Below are 15688 nucleotides of genomic sequence, written 5' to 3' on the forward strand. Positions count from 1 at the left end.
GCCATTTGAACGAAACTGATCCGGACGTCGAGTTGCTGGCCCGTATCGGCAACCACGAGACCCAGGCCGTGAACGAGATGGTGTCGCGCAAGCTGCCCCGGTTGCTGGCACTCGCCAGTCGCTTGCTGGGCGATGCCGAGGAAGCCAAGGACGTGGCCCAGGAAAGCTTTCTGCGGATCTGGAAACAAGCCGCGAACTGGCGCAGTGGACAGGCGCGGTTTGACACCTGGCTGCATCGGGTCGTGCTCAATTTGTGCTACGACCGCTTGCGCAGCCGCAAGGAACAACCGCTGGCGGACAACGACGAGTTACCCGAGTCGGTGGACCCTGCGCCGCTGCCGCAAGAGCAACTGGAAGCCAGCGCCCGCAGCGAATTGATGGACGCGGCATTGGCCGCGCTACCCGACCGTCAGCGCGAAGCCATCGTGTTGGTGTACTACCAGGAACTGTCGAACATCGAGGCGGCGGCGCTGATGAACATTACCGTCGATGCACTGGAAAGCCTGCTGTCGCGGGCGCGGCGCAACCTGCGCACTCATCTGGTCGATGCCCACGACCCAGCGCTCCTAAGGAGGGGAAAACGATGACGCCCGAACGGTTCACTCACCTGGCCGACGCCTACGGCGCCGACCTGCAACGCTGGCCCGCCACCGAGCGCGCCGGCGCCCAGGCGTTGCTGGCCGAGGGTAATCCCGAGCTGGTTGAAGCGCTGAATGAAGCACGCTGGCTCGACGGCTTGCTCGACAGCCACAAAGTGCTGGCGCCAACGCCGGAACTGATCCGACGCATCGTCGCCTCGGCCCCGGTGCCCGCGCCATCCTTTTGGGGCCGGCATCCTGGCTGGTTGTCTCGCCTTGGTTTTGTCGGCGCCGGTCTGGCCGGTATTGCGGCGGGGATGCTGGTGGTTTCACTGAGCCTGCCGCTGCCGTCCGCGTCCGAAACCCTGCCCAGCATCTTTGAGCAGAGCGATGCCGACATCGTCCTGAGTATCAACGCCGAGGAGAGTGACCAGTGAGCCAGCCACCCAAGCATTTCAAAGCCCTGCTGGCGGTGTCGCTGGTGCTCAATGTGTTCCTGATCGGCGGCGCGGTCGGCGGCTTCTATCAATGGCACAGCCAGGCCAGACCCGCACTGGTGTTGCCGCAACATGGCGTGCGTCAGGTGATGATGCAGTTGCCGCCCGCCAAACGTCATCAACTGCGCCAATTGCTGCGCCAGACCCGTGACGACAATCAGTCGCTGATCGCCGCCAGCCGCGAGGCCCGGCTCGACGTGGTGCGTCAGCTCCAGGCGCCGACGCTCGACCGCGCGGCGCTGGACAGCGATCTGGCCAAGGCCCGGGACGCGGACATCGCGTTGCGGGCCAAGGTCGACGCCAACCTCGCGGACTTCGCCGCCACGTTACCGACCCAAGAGCGGCAAACCCTCGCCGACTCGCTGTATGCGCGAGGTAACGCCAAAGGTAAGGCCGCCAATAAAAATTAAGCCCGTGAGCCCGCCATCCAGGTGCCGGCTCTATGAATCAAGGAACTCATTGATGTCACGAGTATTCAAGACCACCGTGATCGCCAGTCTCATGGCGATCACACTCTCAGGCTGCATCGTCGAACCGGTACGCCCGCACCGGCCACCACCGCTGGTTGAAGTCGTCCCGGTCATGCCTGCACCGGGTTATCACTGGGTGGCCGGGCATTATCGTTGGGGGCATAACCAGTGGATGTGGGTGCCGGGGCATTGGCGGGGTTATTGAGTAGAGGCTGAGAATCAAAAGATCGCAGCCTTCGGCAGCTCCTACAGGGATCGTGTATGCCCCTGGATCACGGATGCATGCGATCTTTTGATCTTGCCCTTCAACCCATCATTTCTTTCGATCATAAAAATCACCAAAGCGAATTTTTCAATTCGCCTTGACCTGTTCAGGATGGCAACACTTCTGACAGTCCGGACGAACCCCTCATGAATATCAATCTGGCGATCGCGTGCATGATCGTGGTGTCCTTTGCCATTGCATTGGGTCACGCCTGACCTACTTCGCCGACCCGTCATGGGGTTTGTAGAACGTGAACAGCCCGATCTGCGCAGTCTTGATGTATTCATGCGCCCAATCCGGTTTCACCGTTTTGTCATGAAAATACATCGCGCCGTGGGTCGCATCCGGTAGCTGTTTGTTCAACGCCTTTCGGGCGATTTCCTTGGCCATCGCGTAAGGCGTCTCTTCCTGGGCCGTGTCCGGTTTGCCGTCACACCACCAGGAAAACTGGCAGGCATGCTTTTCCGAGCCCTGCTTGACCACCCCGCACACCGTGTCCGGAAAGCCTTCGTGGCCCAAGCGATTCATCACCACGTTGGCAACGGCTTCCATGTCGGCGGCATCCTTGCCTTTGGCTTCCCAGTAAATACTGCGGGCCAGGCAGGTGATGGCTTCGTCCAGCGGCGCGGTGCCGGCCGGGTCGACCGCCTGGACTTCGGATTGCGTGATTGTCTCGGCTTTTTTCGGCGCCGGAGCCTCAGCGCCCTTATCGGCGGCTTTCTGCTCCAGGACCTGGGCCTTGTCCACGGCGACTTCTTTTTTTTGCTCCTGATCATCAGCGATGACCTGGCCGGCGAACAGGGTGATGGCGAGGCAGGTGGCTATCCACGGAAAGCGCATGATGGGCAGACTCTGTAGGGCGTCGGCGGGCGACTTCGCTTCATTGTAGTCGGCAAATCACGCCCTCAAAGGCCCCAAAAACTGCAAAAAGCCCCTGCCCTGAACCGGACGAAATCGCGCATCATGGGCGCAGTCCGTTCAAGGGGGATTTTCATGCGCGTTCTATCATCCGTTTTGTATGTTGCTGCGTTGTCGTCGGGCCTGGTGTTCGCCACCTCTGCCCAGGCTACCGACGAGAGCGAACTGGTCCAGTCGATCAACACTTACCGCAGCCAGGTGCAGCGTTGCGGCGGCCAGGCCTCGCCCGAGTTGCCACCACTGGCCGCCGACCCGCGCCTGATCCTGCCCGCCAACGGCTTCGTTGACCTGCAACAGTCGATGGCCCGTGCGGGCTATCCGATGGTTAATGTACAGGCCATCACCCTGTCCGGGCCGCGCGATGCGCAGTCGGCCATGAAGGCGGTGCAGGAGAGTTTCTGCCAAGTGGTGCTGAACCCGCAATTCATCGATGTCGGGGTCAGCCGCGCCGGCAGCGAATGGCGCATCGTGCTCGCCCGTCCGCTGCTGAGCGGGCGCTTGGCCGACGCGCAGGTCGAAGGCCAAAAACTCCTGGAACTGCTCAACGCCGCCCGAGCCCAACCGCGTCAGTGCGGTGGCCAACCGTTTGCCGCGACCACGCCGCTGGCCTGGAACGCCACGCTGGGGACCGCCGCCGAAGCCCACAGCCGCGACATGGCCAACAACAATTACTTCGATCACAAGGACCGCACGGGCGGCACACCCGGCGACCGGGCCGAACTGGCCGGCTACAGCTACCAGCAGATCGGCGAAAACATTGCCGCCGGGCAAGACACCACGCGCAAAGTCGTCGATGGCTGGCTCGGCAGCCCGGGACATTGCGCCAACCTGATGAACCCGCAGTTCCGCGAACTGGGCGCCGCGTATGCCGTGGACCCGAAGAGTGACGCGGGGATTTACTGGACCGCGATGTTCGGGACGCCGTGATTCATGAGCAACATGCCCTACTCCGCCACCGAGCCGGCGCAATCAAAACCCCAGGCCATTCCCCTACGCGAAGCCTTTGTGTTTTGGCTCAAGCTCGGCTTTATCAGTTTCGGTGGCCCGGCCGGGCAGATTTCGATCATGCACCAGGAACTGGTCGAGCGTCGGCGCTGGATCTCGGAGCGGCGCTTTCTGCACGCGCTCAACTACTGCATGTTGTTGCCCGGCCCCGAAGCGCAGCAACTGGCAACCTACATCGGCTGGCTGATGCACCGGACCTGGGGCGGCGTGATCGCTGGCGGGCTGTTTGTGTTGCCGTCGCTGTTCATCCTGATCGGGTTGTCGTGGCTGTACATCGCCTTCGGCGACGTGCCGGTGGTGGCCGGGTTGTTTTATGGAATCAAACCGGCGGTGACCGCGATTGTGCTGCAAGCCGCCCATCGAATCGGCTCGCGGGCCCTGAAGAACAACTGGCTATGGGGGATCGCAGCCGCATCGTTCGCGGCGATTTTCGCCTTCAACGTGCCATTTCCGTTGATCGTGCTGGGGGCTGCGGTGATCGGCTACTTCGGTGGACGATTCGCTCCAGAGAAGTTCAGCAACGGCGCCCATCGCGCAGCAAACAAATCCTACGGCCCGGCGCTGATCGATGACGACACGCCAACGCCTGAACATGCACGCTTCAGCGCCACAAAACTGCTGCGCCTGGCCCTGATTGGCGCCATCTTGTGGCTAGTGCCGATGGCTGCGCTCACCGCACTTTTCGGCTGGGACGGCACCTTCACCCAGATGGGTTGGTTCTTCACCAAAGCCGCATTGCTGACGTTTGGCGGTGCCTACGCCGTGCTGCCCTACGTGTATCAGGGCGCGGTCGGCCACTATGGCTGGCTGACGCCGACGCAAATGATCGACGGCCTCGCGTTGGGCGAAACCACCCCCGGACCGTTGATCATGGTGGTGGCGTTCGTCGGCTTTGTCGGCGGCTATGTGCAACAAGTGTTCGGTGCAGACCACCTATTCCTGGCCGGCGCCCTCGCCGCCACGCTGGTGACCTGGTTCACCTTCCTGCCTTCATTCCTGTTCATCCTCGCCGGCGGGCCGCTGGTGGAATCAACCCACAACGAACTGAAGTTCACCGCGCCACTGACCGCGATTACCGCAGCGGTGGTCGGGGTGATCCTCAACCTGGCGTGTTTCTTCGGCTACCACGTGCTCTGGCCGAGCGGCTTGAGCGGTTACCTCGACTGGCCGTCGTTACTGATTGCGATTGCGGCGGCGATTGCCTTGTTTCGCTTCAAGCGCGGGGTGATCGAGGTGTTGATCGGTTGTGGGCTGGTCGGGTTGGCGGTGCATTTACTGCGGTAGCGGATCACCCACAGCGTCCACACCTCAAAGGCATGGACGCCGGGGCACGTCCTCAGTTCGACGCGTGTTTCACCTGGGCTTGCGGCCTCCCTCGCTACAGTCGGTGTTCATCAGGTAGACCGCGTTATCGTTCTTCGCGAGCAAGCCCGCTCCCACAGTTGGTCTCCCTGTGACCTACCTTCTGTGCCTGTCACAAATCCCCTGTGGGAGCGAGGCTTGCCCGCGAAGGCAGCCATTTCTCCGAGTGTACCGACTCGATGTAGGAGCTGCCGAAGGCTGCGATCTTTTGATCTTCAGGACTCGCACCAAAGAAAGATCAAAAGATCGCAGCCTTCGGCAGCTCCTACGGGAAGCGTTTACGGTTTTTTCCGGTTTTGGGACTGCTTCGCAGTCCGACGGGAGCAGGCGGGTCATACGTCCGACTGGACGACTTCAATCCCTAACTGGCGATAACCCTCAAGAATCTCCAGCGCCACCTGACGCTCGGTGATCAGCGTATGGATGCGCTCACACGGCGCGACCACAAAAGGCTCCACCGCGCCCAGTTTGTCCGCCATGGTAACCGCCACCACGTGGGCGGCGCTTTCGAGCATCGCCGCTTTCACTGGCACTTCATCGAAATGCAGGGAGCTGATGCCCACGTCCGGATGAATCGCGCAGACGCCGGTGAACAGCAGGTCAGCCTTGATGCCCTGGAGCAGGCGCAGGGTTTCATGCCCACTGGCGCACATCGTCGCCGGGTTGAGCTGGCCGCCGGCCAGAATCACCTTAATACCTTTGTAGGCCGCCAGCGCAATCGCGATCATTGGCGAGGCCGTGACCGCCGTGATGGCGATGTCCGCTGGCAGCGAGCGGGCGATTTGCAGCGTCGTCGAGCCGGAATCGAACAGCACAATCTGGCCGTCCTGCACCCGCTGCGCCGCGAGTTGTGCGAGGCGGGTTTTCACCTCATCGGTTTCGTTGACCCGGGTGAGAAAGTCCTTGCCGGTGTCCTTGGGTCGCGGCAGCGCCCCACCGTGCACCCGCTGCACCAGACCGGCGCTGTCCAGCTCCGCCAGGTCGCGGCGGATGGTGTCTTCGGACACGGCGAAATGCTGGCTGAGCTCGGAGGCCATGACCTTGCCGTCACGTTCCAGGATCAAGAGGATTTTTTGCCGGCGCAGGGAAGGAAGCTCAAGGACAGAATGCATGCTTATGCCTGTTTTTGCGGGTTTGTGCGAGATTAGCCAAAACGCGGCTTAAACTCAATCGAGCGTTTTGCCGATTTATTTCCCGCTCCTCAGTCCCGGCTAAGTTTCGGCCCGTAGCCTCTCCCTCACGCACTTAAAGCACTTGCTCAGGAGAGACACCCCACATGAACCCGACGCTAGCCGGCTGGCTCAACAAAGTCCCCGAGGTCACGCTGTCATTCTGGGTGATCAAGATCATGTCCACGACCGTGGGCGAAACCGGCGCCGACTTTCTCGCCGTCGATGCCGGCTTCGGCGCGGGCTGGACCAGCATCGGCATGGCCGCCCTGTTGGCCATCGCATTGTTCTGTCAACTGCGCACCAAGGCCTACACCCCTTGGATCTATTGGCTGACCGTGGTGCTGGTGAGCATCGTCGGCACACAGATCACCGACATCCTGACCGACAAGCTCGACGTCAGCCTGTACACCAGCACAGCGATTTTTTCGGTACTGCTGGCGGTCAACTTTTGGGTCTGGTACCGAGTGGAAAACAGCCTGTCGATCCGCGAGATCGTCACCCCACGCCGCGAGTTGTTCTATTGGGCCACCGTGCTCTGCACCTTTGCCCTCGGCACGGCGGCGGGTGACCTGGCCACTGAAGCACTGGGTCTTGGATTCACCGTCGGCGCCGTGATTTTCGGCGCGCTGATCGCCGCCACCCTGCTGGCCTGGCGCATGGGCGGCAATGTGGTGCTGACCTTCTGGATCGCCTACATCCTGACCCGCCCGTTCGGCGCGTCTCTGGGCGACTTGCTGACCCAAGCCAAAACCTATGGCGGCCTCGGCATGGGCGCTACCTGGACCAGCGCGCTGTTCCTGTGCGTCATCGTCATCCTGGTGGCCGTGGCGCAAATCAGCGTTGGCAATCGCAAAACCATCACTCAATAACCCGTTCAAAAGCCACTCAAGGAATCACTTATGCAGCGCGTTCAAAACCTTATTCGTCACGTTTGCATCGTCTCGGCCATTTTCATGCTGAGCATCGCCACCGGTTGCTCGAAACCGGCGGACAAGCCCAAGGCGGGCACGACCTCGGCGGTGGAAATGACCCAGGGCTCAGGCTCTAAACTGGGCGACTTGTCCGAGTTCCGCAGCATCGCCGCCGACGTTGCCGGCCTCGTCGACAAAAATGATCTGCCGGCTGCGAAAACGCGGATCAAGGACCTGGAAACGAGCTGGGATTCGGCTGAAGCCGGGCTCAAGCCCCGCGCCGCGAGCGACTGGCATGTTGTCGATAAAGCCATCGACCGCGCCCTCGACGCCTTGCGTGCCAACAAGCCGCAACAGGCGGACTGCCAAGCCATGATGGCGGAGCTGATGAAGGCGTTCGACTCGATGAAAGGGAAGCAGTAAGCGGGCACAGGTGCTTCAATACAGGCGCGAGGGTCATGACCCTCGCGCCTTTTTTTCGGAGCGAGACATGCGGATATTGCTGGTCGAAGACGACCCGATGATTGGCGATGCGATCCACGGTGCGCTGAACGACGCGGGTTACGCCGCCGATTGGGTGAAGAGCGGCCTCACCGCCCTGTCGGCACTGGAAACACAACACTACGACTTGGTGCTGCTCGACCTCGGCCTGCCCGGCAAGGATGGCCTGGAGGTGTTGGCCCGCATTCGCGCCAACAATAACCCGGTGCCGTTGCTGATCATCACGGCCCGGGACAGCCTCGACGACCGACTGCGTGGCCTCGATGGTGGCGCCGACGACTACCTGCTCAAGCCCTTCGACATCGCCGAGTTGCTGGCGCGGATGCGTGCGGTTTTAAGGCGCAAGGGCGGCACGGCCCTGTCTGTGCTCGACAACGGCGTGGTGTCGCTGGACCTGGTTTCCAAAGAAGCCTCGACCGCTGAGTCTCCCGGTGTCCAGCTCTCGGCCCGCGAGTTCGCGCTGTTGCAGGCATTGCTGATCCGACCGGGCGCGATCCTCTCGCGCAGCGAGCTCGAAGACCGCCTCTATGGCTGGGGCAACGAAGTGGAAAGCAACGCTGTGGAGTTTTTGATCCATGCGCTGCGGCGCAAGTTGGGCAGCCACGTCATCAAGAACGTCAGGGGTATGGGATGGATGGTTTCAAAAAACGCTTGAGTGAATCGGTGCAACTCAGGCTGTCCGTGACCCTGTCGCTGGCGATCCTGATCGTGGCGATAGTGGCTGGCATCTTCGCCTTCGTCTCCGCGTTCGACGAAGCCCATGAAATGCAGGACGACACGTTGCGCCAGGTGGCTGTGTTGTTTGATCGCCAGCACATGACCCTGAAGTATCCGCAAGGCAAAACGATCACCGGCGACGATGAAGAATCCAGGCTGACGATTCAGTACCTGGCCGACGGCAGCCAAGCCTCCGGAACCGATGATGACGCAACGCCGCTGCCCTTCCCGACAACCCTGGCCGACGGCTTGTCCACGCTGAACGTCGGCGGCGAAGCCTTTCGTGTACTGGTCCGGACCACCGCCCGTGGCGAACGCATCGCCGTCGCCCAGGAAACCGGCGCCCGCGACAAGGATGCCCGGGAAAGCGCCTGGCGCAGCCTGCTGCCCTTTCTGGTTTTATTCCCGGTGTTGTTGCTGGTGGTTGGCGATCTGGTGCGCAAGCTGTTTCGCCCCATCGCGGCCCTGTCTCGCGAGATCGACCAACGCGCCGAACAGGAACTGCATCCGATCGACGAAAACCATTTGCCGACCGAAATCCGGCCCTTTGTGGTGGCGATCAATCGCTTGCTCGCACGCGTGGCGAGTGCCATGGAAACCCAGCGCCGCTTTGTCGCCGATGCGGCCCACGAACTTCGATCTCCGCTGACCGCCCTCTCCTTGCAAGCCGAACGCCTGGCGGCCGCCGACATGTCACCCGTGGCCCATGAGCGTCTGGTGCCACTGCGCCGGGGCATCGAGCGCGGCCGCAACCTGATCGATCAACTGCTGACCCTGGCCAAGGCACACTCCGACAGCGGCGCGCCGACCTCGTCGGTTTCGGTGCATGCCGTTTATCGACAGGTGCTGGAGGATCTGCTGCCGCTGGCCGAGATCAAACACCTCGACATTGGCGTCGAAAGCACGCAAGACGTGCAGGTGCTGATCAACGAAACGGACCTGCTGACACTGGTCAAGAACCTGGTGGACAACGCAATTCGCTACACGCCGTCGGGTGGCCGGATCGACCTTTCAGTGACCACCGAACACGGCGCGGCGCTGTTGCAAATCAAGGATTCGGGGCCAGGGATTGCGCCGGAGGAGCGAGAGCGGGTATTCGATCCGTTTTATCGCAGCCTGGGGACTGACGAGGCTGGGTCCGGGCTGGGACTGTCCATCGTCAAGGCGATTGCACAACGCAATGGCGCACGGGTTGAGCTGGGGTATGCCGACGCCACTGAGCAGCGCGGGCTGCGGGTGTCGGTGTGGTTACCCATCGTCGAGAAGTAGATCAGTTGGTTGCCACCCGAGCTGTATTGCCTGAAGTCACCAGCGCTTTGAGCGACGCGTCGAACTGTTTCAAGGCATTCACTTGCAGCTCGGTTTGCTGATCGATCTGCGCGGCAATCTCCGGCGCCGCTTTACCGTGAACCCATACCGAAGGCATCTGCTGTGCACGGGAGCCTTCAGCCTTGCCGATGTATTGCAGGTTCGAATCGTAGAACTTAGCCATGAACCGCGCTTCAACCTGGTTGTTGCGCTTGCTGACCAGACGGCTGTAGGTGTCGAGCATCACCACCACGTCCGGGTGCGCTTGCACCAGCGCGTCGAGGTTGTCGTAGACAGTGACCGAGGAGAATTCTTTCTGTAACGAACCCTTCAACCAGTTGATCGCCAGTGTCGGATCGGAGCTGTTGACGAACGCGTTGCTGATCCGCGAATCGAGCGCAGGGTTCTTGCTACCATTCACCGCCACCTCGTGGTAACGCTCAAGGTATTCAAGGGTGTTGACGGTGTTTTCGCTGTAAAGCACACCCACCGATTGGGAGTGCTTCAGCTCGGCGCTGCTGTCGCCCATCGGCAGGAAATGACAGGCTTGTGGGTCGGCGGCGTAAGCCGGGGCGGTGGCGGCGAAACCACCGGTGAGCACGGCGACAAGGGCCAAAACAGTTGAGATTCTCATCGCGCAGGTTCCTTCAAAAGCGAAATCGGTATGTCGCTATCCTCCTCCGTTGAGGAAAAAACAGAACTCGCATTTTTTGATGATGACTATCGATTGAACGAATGGTCAGGAAAGCCCGGTGTTCAGGCCTGCCTGACAATATCCACCGAGATCTCCACCGCCACCTCCGAGCCTCTGTTTTCAAGCCAGTGGGTGGTGTTCCTGTCCTCGGGCCAACCCAATCCCGGCCCGTAATCCGTGGCAACGCCATTGCGATGGTCCGTGATCGTTCCTTGCAATATGTAGACGGTGCCGGGTCTGTCGATGTGGTTGTGCACCGGCCCGAAGACGCCTCCGGGCTCGATGGTCACCCTGCGCATTCTGAGTTGGCGCCCCGCCATGCCCTCGATCTCGGGACCGAGGTCAATCGTTGCCAGCAACTTCACCGTAACGCCTTTCGTTTCAGGTGCCGCCGGCTCGATGCTCATGGCGCGCTCCACGTATAGCTACAAAGTCTAGTTAGAAGTAGAGACCCTAAAAGGCGTGGCCGGTGGGGAGGCGACAAAAGGTCGATTGCGGGTTAAATCCTCGAGTGATGGGTGTCAGCCCAAACGCACTGACAGTTCAACGTCTTCCCCGAACGGCACGGACAGGTAGCCGTTTGCTGGCGAACGCACATAGGCCAGGTATTCCGGACAGTAATCGGAGTTGTCGGCCACCACCCACGCGCCGGGCTTGAGGCGACTCTCCACCAGGCTCAGGACGTCGCCATACAGGGCTTTGGCGCCATCGAGCAACAGCAAATCGATGGCCTCGGGCAGGTCGGTTGCCAGGGTAGTGAGTGCATCGCCCTCGCGGATTTCCACCAGGTCGCTGACCCCGCCTTCGATAAGGTGTTGGCGGGCCAGGGCGACCTTCGACGATTCGAATTCACTGCCTATCAGGATTCCGCCGCCGTTGTCCCGCAATGCAGCGGCCAGGTGCAACGTTGAAAGGCCGAACGAGGTGCCAAATTCGACGATGGCCCGCGCCTTTGAACTGCGCGCCAGCATGTACAGCAGCTTGCCGGTGTCGCGCGATACGGGCAGCCACATGTCTTTGAGCAGCCCATAGAGTTCAAGGTAGTCGGTCTTGCTGCGCATCAGGCGCTCGCGTTCCTCATTGGAAAAGTCACTGAAAACCGGACTGGTCGCGGCATTGGCTTGTGCGTACAGGCGTTCAATCAGTGGGGCCAGCGGGGCCGAGGTGATGGTGGTCATGGGAGCTTCCGTTTGAAAGTTGAGCGCCTGTTGGCGCGGGGCTAAGATGCGACTAATCCGTCGCATTAAAATTATGCGAGCCATTCGTCACATTCGCTATTCGCATTCGCCCCGAGGCCCGCAGCCCCCATGACCACCCGCCAGACCTCGCAGATTTCCTCACGCAAACAGCCCCAGCAGGCCCGATCAACCGAACTGGTGGCGGCGATCCTGGAGGCGGCTATTCAGGTTTTGGCCAAGGAAGGCGCGGCGCGTTTCACCACTGCCCGAGTGGCGGAAAAGGCCGGCGTCAGCATCGGCTCGGTGTACCAATACTTTCCGAACAAGGCCGCGATCCTGTTCCGGCTGCAGAGCGATGAATGGCAGCAGACCACGCAAATGCTGCGCGGGATTCTGGAGGACGCGGGTAAACCGCCGCTTGAGCGGCTTCGCACGCTGGTCCATGCCTTCATTCACTCAGAGTGCGAAGAGGCCCAGATGCGAGTCGCGCTCAGCGACGCCGCGCCCCTCTACCGTGATGCGCCCGAGGCCCATGAGGTTCGAGCGGCGGGACAACAGATTTTTCAGGACTTTATCCTTGAAGCGTTGCCCGAAGCGGGCGAAGAAGCGCGCGCGTTGGCTTGCGACTTGATCTCCACCACGCTGAGTTCGGTGGGGAAGTCTTTCTCGGGGAGTCCGCGTACCCATGACGACATTGCTGTGTACTCCGATGCCATGGCGGATATGTTTTGCGCCTACATCAGGGCACTCAACCTGCACAATGCCGATCAGTCGAGGGTTTGACCGCCGCAATCCTCGTAGGAGCAAAGCTTGCTCGCGAAGGCGTCGGCACAGTCAAAATCAATGTCGCCTGAGATACCGGTCGGCGTAGGAACGGCCGCAAAACCAGACGGCGCGGGATTTGCTCCCGGCGTTCCGACAAGCCCTCTCGCCACAGAGTTGTAATCACGACCTGACACAGAAAATGGAAACCGGACACTCCCCCGTAGGAGCTGCCGAAGGCTGCGATCTTTTGATCCTGATTGTGAAAGGCAAAATCAAAAGATCGCAGCCTTCGGCAGCTCCTACAGGGATCGAGTTAAGTCGAGTGAACACGGTAGGCGTAGGAGCGGCCGCAAAACCAGACGGCGCGGGATTGCTCCCGGCGTTCCGACAAGCCCTCTCGCCACAGAGTTGTAATCACGACCTGACACAGAAAATGGAAACCGGACACTCCCCCCGTAGGAGCTGCCGAAGGCTGCGATCTTTTGATCCTGATTGTGAAAGGCAAAATCAAAAGATCGCAGCCTTCGGCAGCTCCTACAGGGATCGCGTTAAGTCGAGTGAACACGGTCGGCGTAGGAGCGGCCGCAAAACCAGACGGCGCGGGATTGCTCCCGGCGTTCCGACAAGCCCTCTCGCCACAGAGCTGTAATCACGACCTGACACAGAAATAGAAACCGGACACTCCCCCGTAGGAGCTGCCGCAGGCTGCGATCTTTTGATCCTGATTGTGAAAGGCAAGATCAAAAGATCGCAGCCTGCGGCAGCTCCTACAGGAGTCGCGTTAAGTCGAGTGACCGCGGTCGGCGTAGGAGCGGCCGCAAAACCAGACGGCGCGGGATTGCTCCCGGCGTTCCGACAAGTCCTCTCGCCACAGGTTGTAATCACGACCTGACACAGAAAATAGAAACCGGACACTCCCCCGTAGGAGCTGCCGCAGGCTGCGACCTTTTGACCTTGATTGTGCAAGGCAAGATCAAAAGATCGCAGCCTTCGGCAGTTCCTACCGGAATCGCGTTAAGTCGAGTGAACGCGGTCGGCGTAGGAGCGGCCGCAAAACCAGACGGCGCGGGATGGCTCCCGGCGTTCCCACAAGCTCTCTCGCCACAGAGTTGTGATCACGACCTGACACAGAAAATGAAACCTGACACTCCCCCGTAGGAGCTGCCGCAGGCTGCGATCTTTTGACCTTGATTGTGAAAGGCAAGATCAAAAGATCGCAGCCTTCGGCAGCTCCTACAGGGGCCGGGTCGGGCCTGGGGAGAGGGGTAATGGGCGGTGACCATTCGTCGCAACTGTCAGATCTGACAGTAGCCAAACCCCCGCCCTTTTTCGTGTGATACCTCCATTCCGCCCTGCGGCAAAGGAGCGTTCCCATGACCCGTTTACCCGCACTTGAATCCAGCATGACCGTCAAACCTCGGGCCCTGCGCCCGCCATTATTTCCGGCCAGCACCTCCCTGATCGACCCACCGAACTATGACGGCGGCATTCCGATTCGGGCCCTTGAGGATGGGCTGCGATGCATCATCTCGCCGTGGGAGATGATGGACATCGGCGATGAGGTTCAGCTGTATTGGCAAAACCTCACCTCGCCCGTCGCCACAAAAACCATCCAGTTAGACGACGAAGTCGATAAGCCGGTGGTGCTCCGGGTCGCGAAAAGCCAGGTGCTGGACGGGGACGCGCTACCGGTGTTTTATCGGGTAATACGCCGCAATCAGACACCGGAAGACTCCGAGCCGAAATTGACCTACCTGGTCAAAACCACCCGCCCCGGCGGCTACGATGACAACCCCGAACCGGGGCACTCAGGCCTCCAGTACACCTTCCTCACCGACATTTCCAACGGCATCGACGCCGGCATGGCGGACCAGGGCGTGCAACTGCGCATCGAGCCCTATGAACACATGACCGAGTTTGACCGTATCGTCTGCCGCTGGGGCAGTCAGGAGGTGATTCATTACCCGGTGACCCAGGCGCAGGTCAATGACCCGCTGAACAACCCGATCGTCATCACCTTCACTCGCGAGGTCATTGAACGGGCCGGCGATGGCTCGCGGGTGGTGGTGACGTATCAGGTCATCGATTGCGTCGGTAATTACCCGGATGAGCGCGATTCCTGGGCGCCGTTCAGCTACGTGTTGGTGGATTTGGGGGGCAATCGGCTGGATGCGCCGCTGGTGCTGATGGGCGGCCGGCCCACCAACAACATCGATCTGGACCAGTTAGGCAACGACGATGTCGAGGTGCGGGTCTACACCAATACCACCGATTTCAAGGTGGGTGACAGCCTGCGCCTGACCTGGACCGGCACCCCCGCCCAAGGCTCGCCCATCGTCGTCGGGCCGCTGGTGGAGTTGGTAGACGCCGTGCCGTTTCATTATGACTTCATCATCCCCAACGCCGCCGTCAAAGCCATCGCCCAGGGCTGGGCCACGGTGTCCTACGCGCGGGTGCGTGACGGCGAACCGGACCGCCCCTCGAAAAACGCCAGCGTCAACGTGAAGGGCGACATCAGCCGCTTGCCAGCGCCCAGCGTGGCCCAGGCCCCGGGCGGCACCCTGCCGGCCAACTCGCCTTATGCGACGATTTCGGTTCCGTATTTTGAAGGTCGAAAACCCAGTGACCTGATCACCATCCACTGCCAGGGCCGGCGTCCCGGTGGTGGTGAAACCTACTATTCAATTCGCATCATCGTCGCCGACAGCGACGGCACGGCGCCGATCAGCCGTGACCTGCCCGGCAGCCAGATCGCACCGCTGGACGGCGGTACCTTGAAGCTCTACTACGTGGTCGCCAACGATGACCTGGCCGCGCGCAGCGAACGCGAATCCCTGCCGCTGGAACTCAACGTCGGCGTGGCGGCGCCCGACTTCAATGCACCAGAAATCACCGAAGCCGAGGGCAACGTGCTGCTGCCGGAAAACACCCCAAACGGCGCCAACATCATCGCTCCGTTCAACGTGCCGAGTGACACCCGTGCGGGGGATATCGTTGGGCTGCGCTGGGTCGGTTCGGTCACCGGCGCGCATCCAACTTACGAACTTACGCTGACCAATCAAACTGCTGGCCGGCCAGTGCCTTTTCTGGTTCGGGCGGAGCATATCCACCCCAACGTGAATGGCACGGTGACGGTGGATTACTACCGTAAGCGCGGGGTTGAGATGACACGGTTTTCCCGGGAGCGGGTGTGGCGTGTGGGCAGTGCGCAACTGCACTTGGACCCACCGACGCTGGTCGCACCCGCTACCAACCCGATTGAGGTATTGACCTACGCCAGCGGCGTGACGGTGCGCATAACGTTCACCGGCAATTCCGGCGACAAGGCCCAGTTGAAAGAGCTCAAT

17 protein-coding genes are annotated in these 15688 nt (G+C 61.0%); 12 read left to right on the forward strand and 5 right to left on the reverse strand.

The genetic code is table 11. From position 1 onward, the window contains the following. Nucleotides 1–5: 5 nt before the first annotated feature. Genes V5E99_RS27990 through V5E99_RS28005 form a run of 4 tightly spaced genes read left to right on the forward strand, consistent with a single transcriptional unit; the run spans nt 6 to nt 1750 of the window. The gene (locus V5E99_RS27990; protein ID WP_499805608.1) at nt 6–587 is read left to right on the forward strand and encodes an RNA polymerase sigma factor; all 582 of its coding nucleotides are present in this window, start codon (nt 6–8) and stop codon (nt 585–587) included. Then, nucleotides 584–1015, forward strand: a complete 432-nt coding sequence (locus V5E99_RS27995) for a hypothetical protein (protein WP_499805610.1) — start codon at nt 584–586, stop codon at nt 1013–1015. The genes V5E99_RS27990 and V5E99_RS27995 overlap by 4 nt, the downstream gene beginning before the upstream one ends. Further along, nucleotides 1012–1485, forward strand: a complete 474-nt coding sequence (locus tag V5E99_RS28000; RefSeq protein WP_499805612.1) for a periplasmic heavy metal sensor — start codon at nt 1012–1014, stop codon at nt 1483–1485. Before V5E99_RS27995 ends, V5E99_RS28000 begins: the two co-directional genes overlap by 4 nt. 52 nt (nt 1486–1537) lie before the next feature. Continuing rightward, nucleotides 1538–1750: a YXWGXW repeat-containing protein gene (locus tag V5E99_RS28005; protein ID WP_499805614.1), complete on the forward strand. Its 213-nt coding sequence runs from the start codon at nt 1538–1540 to the stop codon at nt 1748–1750. Between the two features lie 276 nt (nt 1751–2026). Here the strand turns inward: V5E99_RS28005 and V5E99_RS28010 are convergent, their stop codons facing one another. Continuing rightward, nucleotides 2027–2650 carry a cell wall hydrolase gene (locus V5E99_RS28010; protein WP_499805616.1) on the reverse strand — a complete coding sequence of 208 codons (624 nt, stop codon included), beginning with the start codon at nt 2648–2650 and terminating at the stop codon, nt 2027–2029. Between the two features lie 153 nt (nt 2651–2803). Between V5E99_RS28010 and V5E99_RS28015 the strand changes: the two genes are divergently transcribed. After that, nucleotides 2804–3655, forward strand: coding sequence for a CAP domain-containing protein (locus V5E99_RS28015; protein ID WP_499805617.1), 852 nt, complete (start codon nt 2804–2806; stop codon nt 3653–3655). Between the two features lie 12 nt (nt 3656–3667). Beyond that, the gene (chrA, locus tag V5E99_RS28020; protein ID WP_499805631.1) at nt 3668–5017 is read left to right on the forward strand and encodes a chromate efflux transporter; all 1350 of its coding nucleotides are present in this window, start codon (nt 3668–3670) and stop codon (nt 5015–5017) included. A gap of 410 nt (nt 5018–5427) precedes the next feature. On the opposite strand, the gene V5E99_RS28025 is transcribed toward chrA, so the two are convergent. After that, nucleotides 5428–6207, reverse strand: coding sequence for a DeoR/GlpR family DNA-binding transcription regulator (locus V5E99_RS28025; RefSeq protein ID WP_499805618.1), 780 nt, complete (start codon nt 6205–6207; stop codon nt 5428–5430). 164 nt (nt 6208–6371) lie between these two features. Between V5E99_RS28025 and V5E99_RS28030 the strand changes: the two genes are divergently transcribed. The 4 genes from V5E99_RS28030 (at nt 6372) to V5E99_RS28045 (ending at nt 9665) form a co-directional block, all read left to right on the forward strand. After that, nucleotides 6372–7136 (forward strand): COG4705 family protein, encoded by a 765-nt coding sequence (locus tag V5E99_RS28030; RefSeq protein WP_499805619.1) that lies wholly within the window; start codon nt 6372–6374, stop codon nt 7134–7136. A gap of 30 nt (nt 7137–7166) precedes the next feature. Next, entirely contained in the window at nt 7167–7601 is a 435-nt protein-coding gene (locus tag V5E99_RS28035; RefSeq protein ID WP_499805620.1) for a hypothetical protein, read from the forward strand. A 67-nt stretch (nt 7602–7668) separates the two neighbouring features. Continuing rightward, nucleotides 7669–8334, forward strand: coding sequence for a response regulator transcription factor (locus V5E99_RS28040; RefSeq protein WP_499805621.1), 666 nt, complete (start codon nt 7669–7671; stop codon nt 8332–8334). Next, nucleotides 8310–9665, forward strand: coding sequence for an ATP-binding protein (locus V5E99_RS28045; RefSeq protein WP_499805622.1), 1356 nt, complete (start codon nt 8310–8312; stop codon nt 9663–9665). The genes V5E99_RS28040 and V5E99_RS28045 overlap by 25 nt, the downstream gene beginning before the upstream one ends. 1 nt (nt 9666) lies before the next feature. Here the strand turns inward: V5E99_RS28045 and V5E99_RS28050 are convergent, their stop codons facing one another. The 3 genes from V5E99_RS28050 to V5E99_RS28060 all read right to left on the reverse strand — a co-directional run bounded on the left by V5E99_RS28050 (nt 9667) and on the right by V5E99_RS28060 (nt 11576). Continuing rightward, entirely contained in the window at nt 9667–10338 is a 672-nt protein-coding gene (locus V5E99_RS28050) for a hypothetical protein (RefSeq protein ID WP_499805624.1), read from the reverse strand. 122 nt (nt 10339–10460) lie between these two features. Continuing rightward, nucleotides 10461–10805, reverse strand: coding sequence for a cupin domain-containing protein (locus tag V5E99_RS28055; protein WP_499805625.1), 345 nt, complete (start codon nt 10803–10805; stop codon nt 10461–10463). 114 nt (nt 10806–10919) lie between these two features. After that, nucleotides 10920–11576, reverse strand: coding sequence for an O-methyltransferase (locus tag V5E99_RS28060; protein WP_499805626.1), 657 nt, complete (start codon nt 11574–11576; stop codon nt 10920–10922). A 129-nt stretch (nt 11577–11705) separates the two neighbouring features. Between V5E99_RS28060 and V5E99_RS28065 the strand changes: the two genes are divergently transcribed. Then, nucleotides 11706–12359 carry a TetR/AcrR family transcriptional regulator gene (locus V5E99_RS28065; RefSeq protein ID WP_499805627.1) on the forward strand — a complete coding sequence of 218 codons (654 nt, stop codon included), beginning with the start codon at nt 11706–11708 and terminating at the stop codon, nt 12357–12359. A 1355-nt stretch (nt 12360–13714) separates the two neighbouring features. After that, on the forward strand, nt 13715–15688 hold a 1974-nt coding region (locus V5E99_RS28070), incomplete at its 3' end, for a hypothetical protein (RefSeq protein ID WP_499805628.1).

This window comes from Janthinobacterium sp. LPB2021202312-11-4, from assembly GCF_037049705.1.
Lineage (GTDB): Bacteria > Pseudomonadota > Gammaproteobacteria > Pseudomonadales > Pseudomonadaceae > Aquipseudomonas.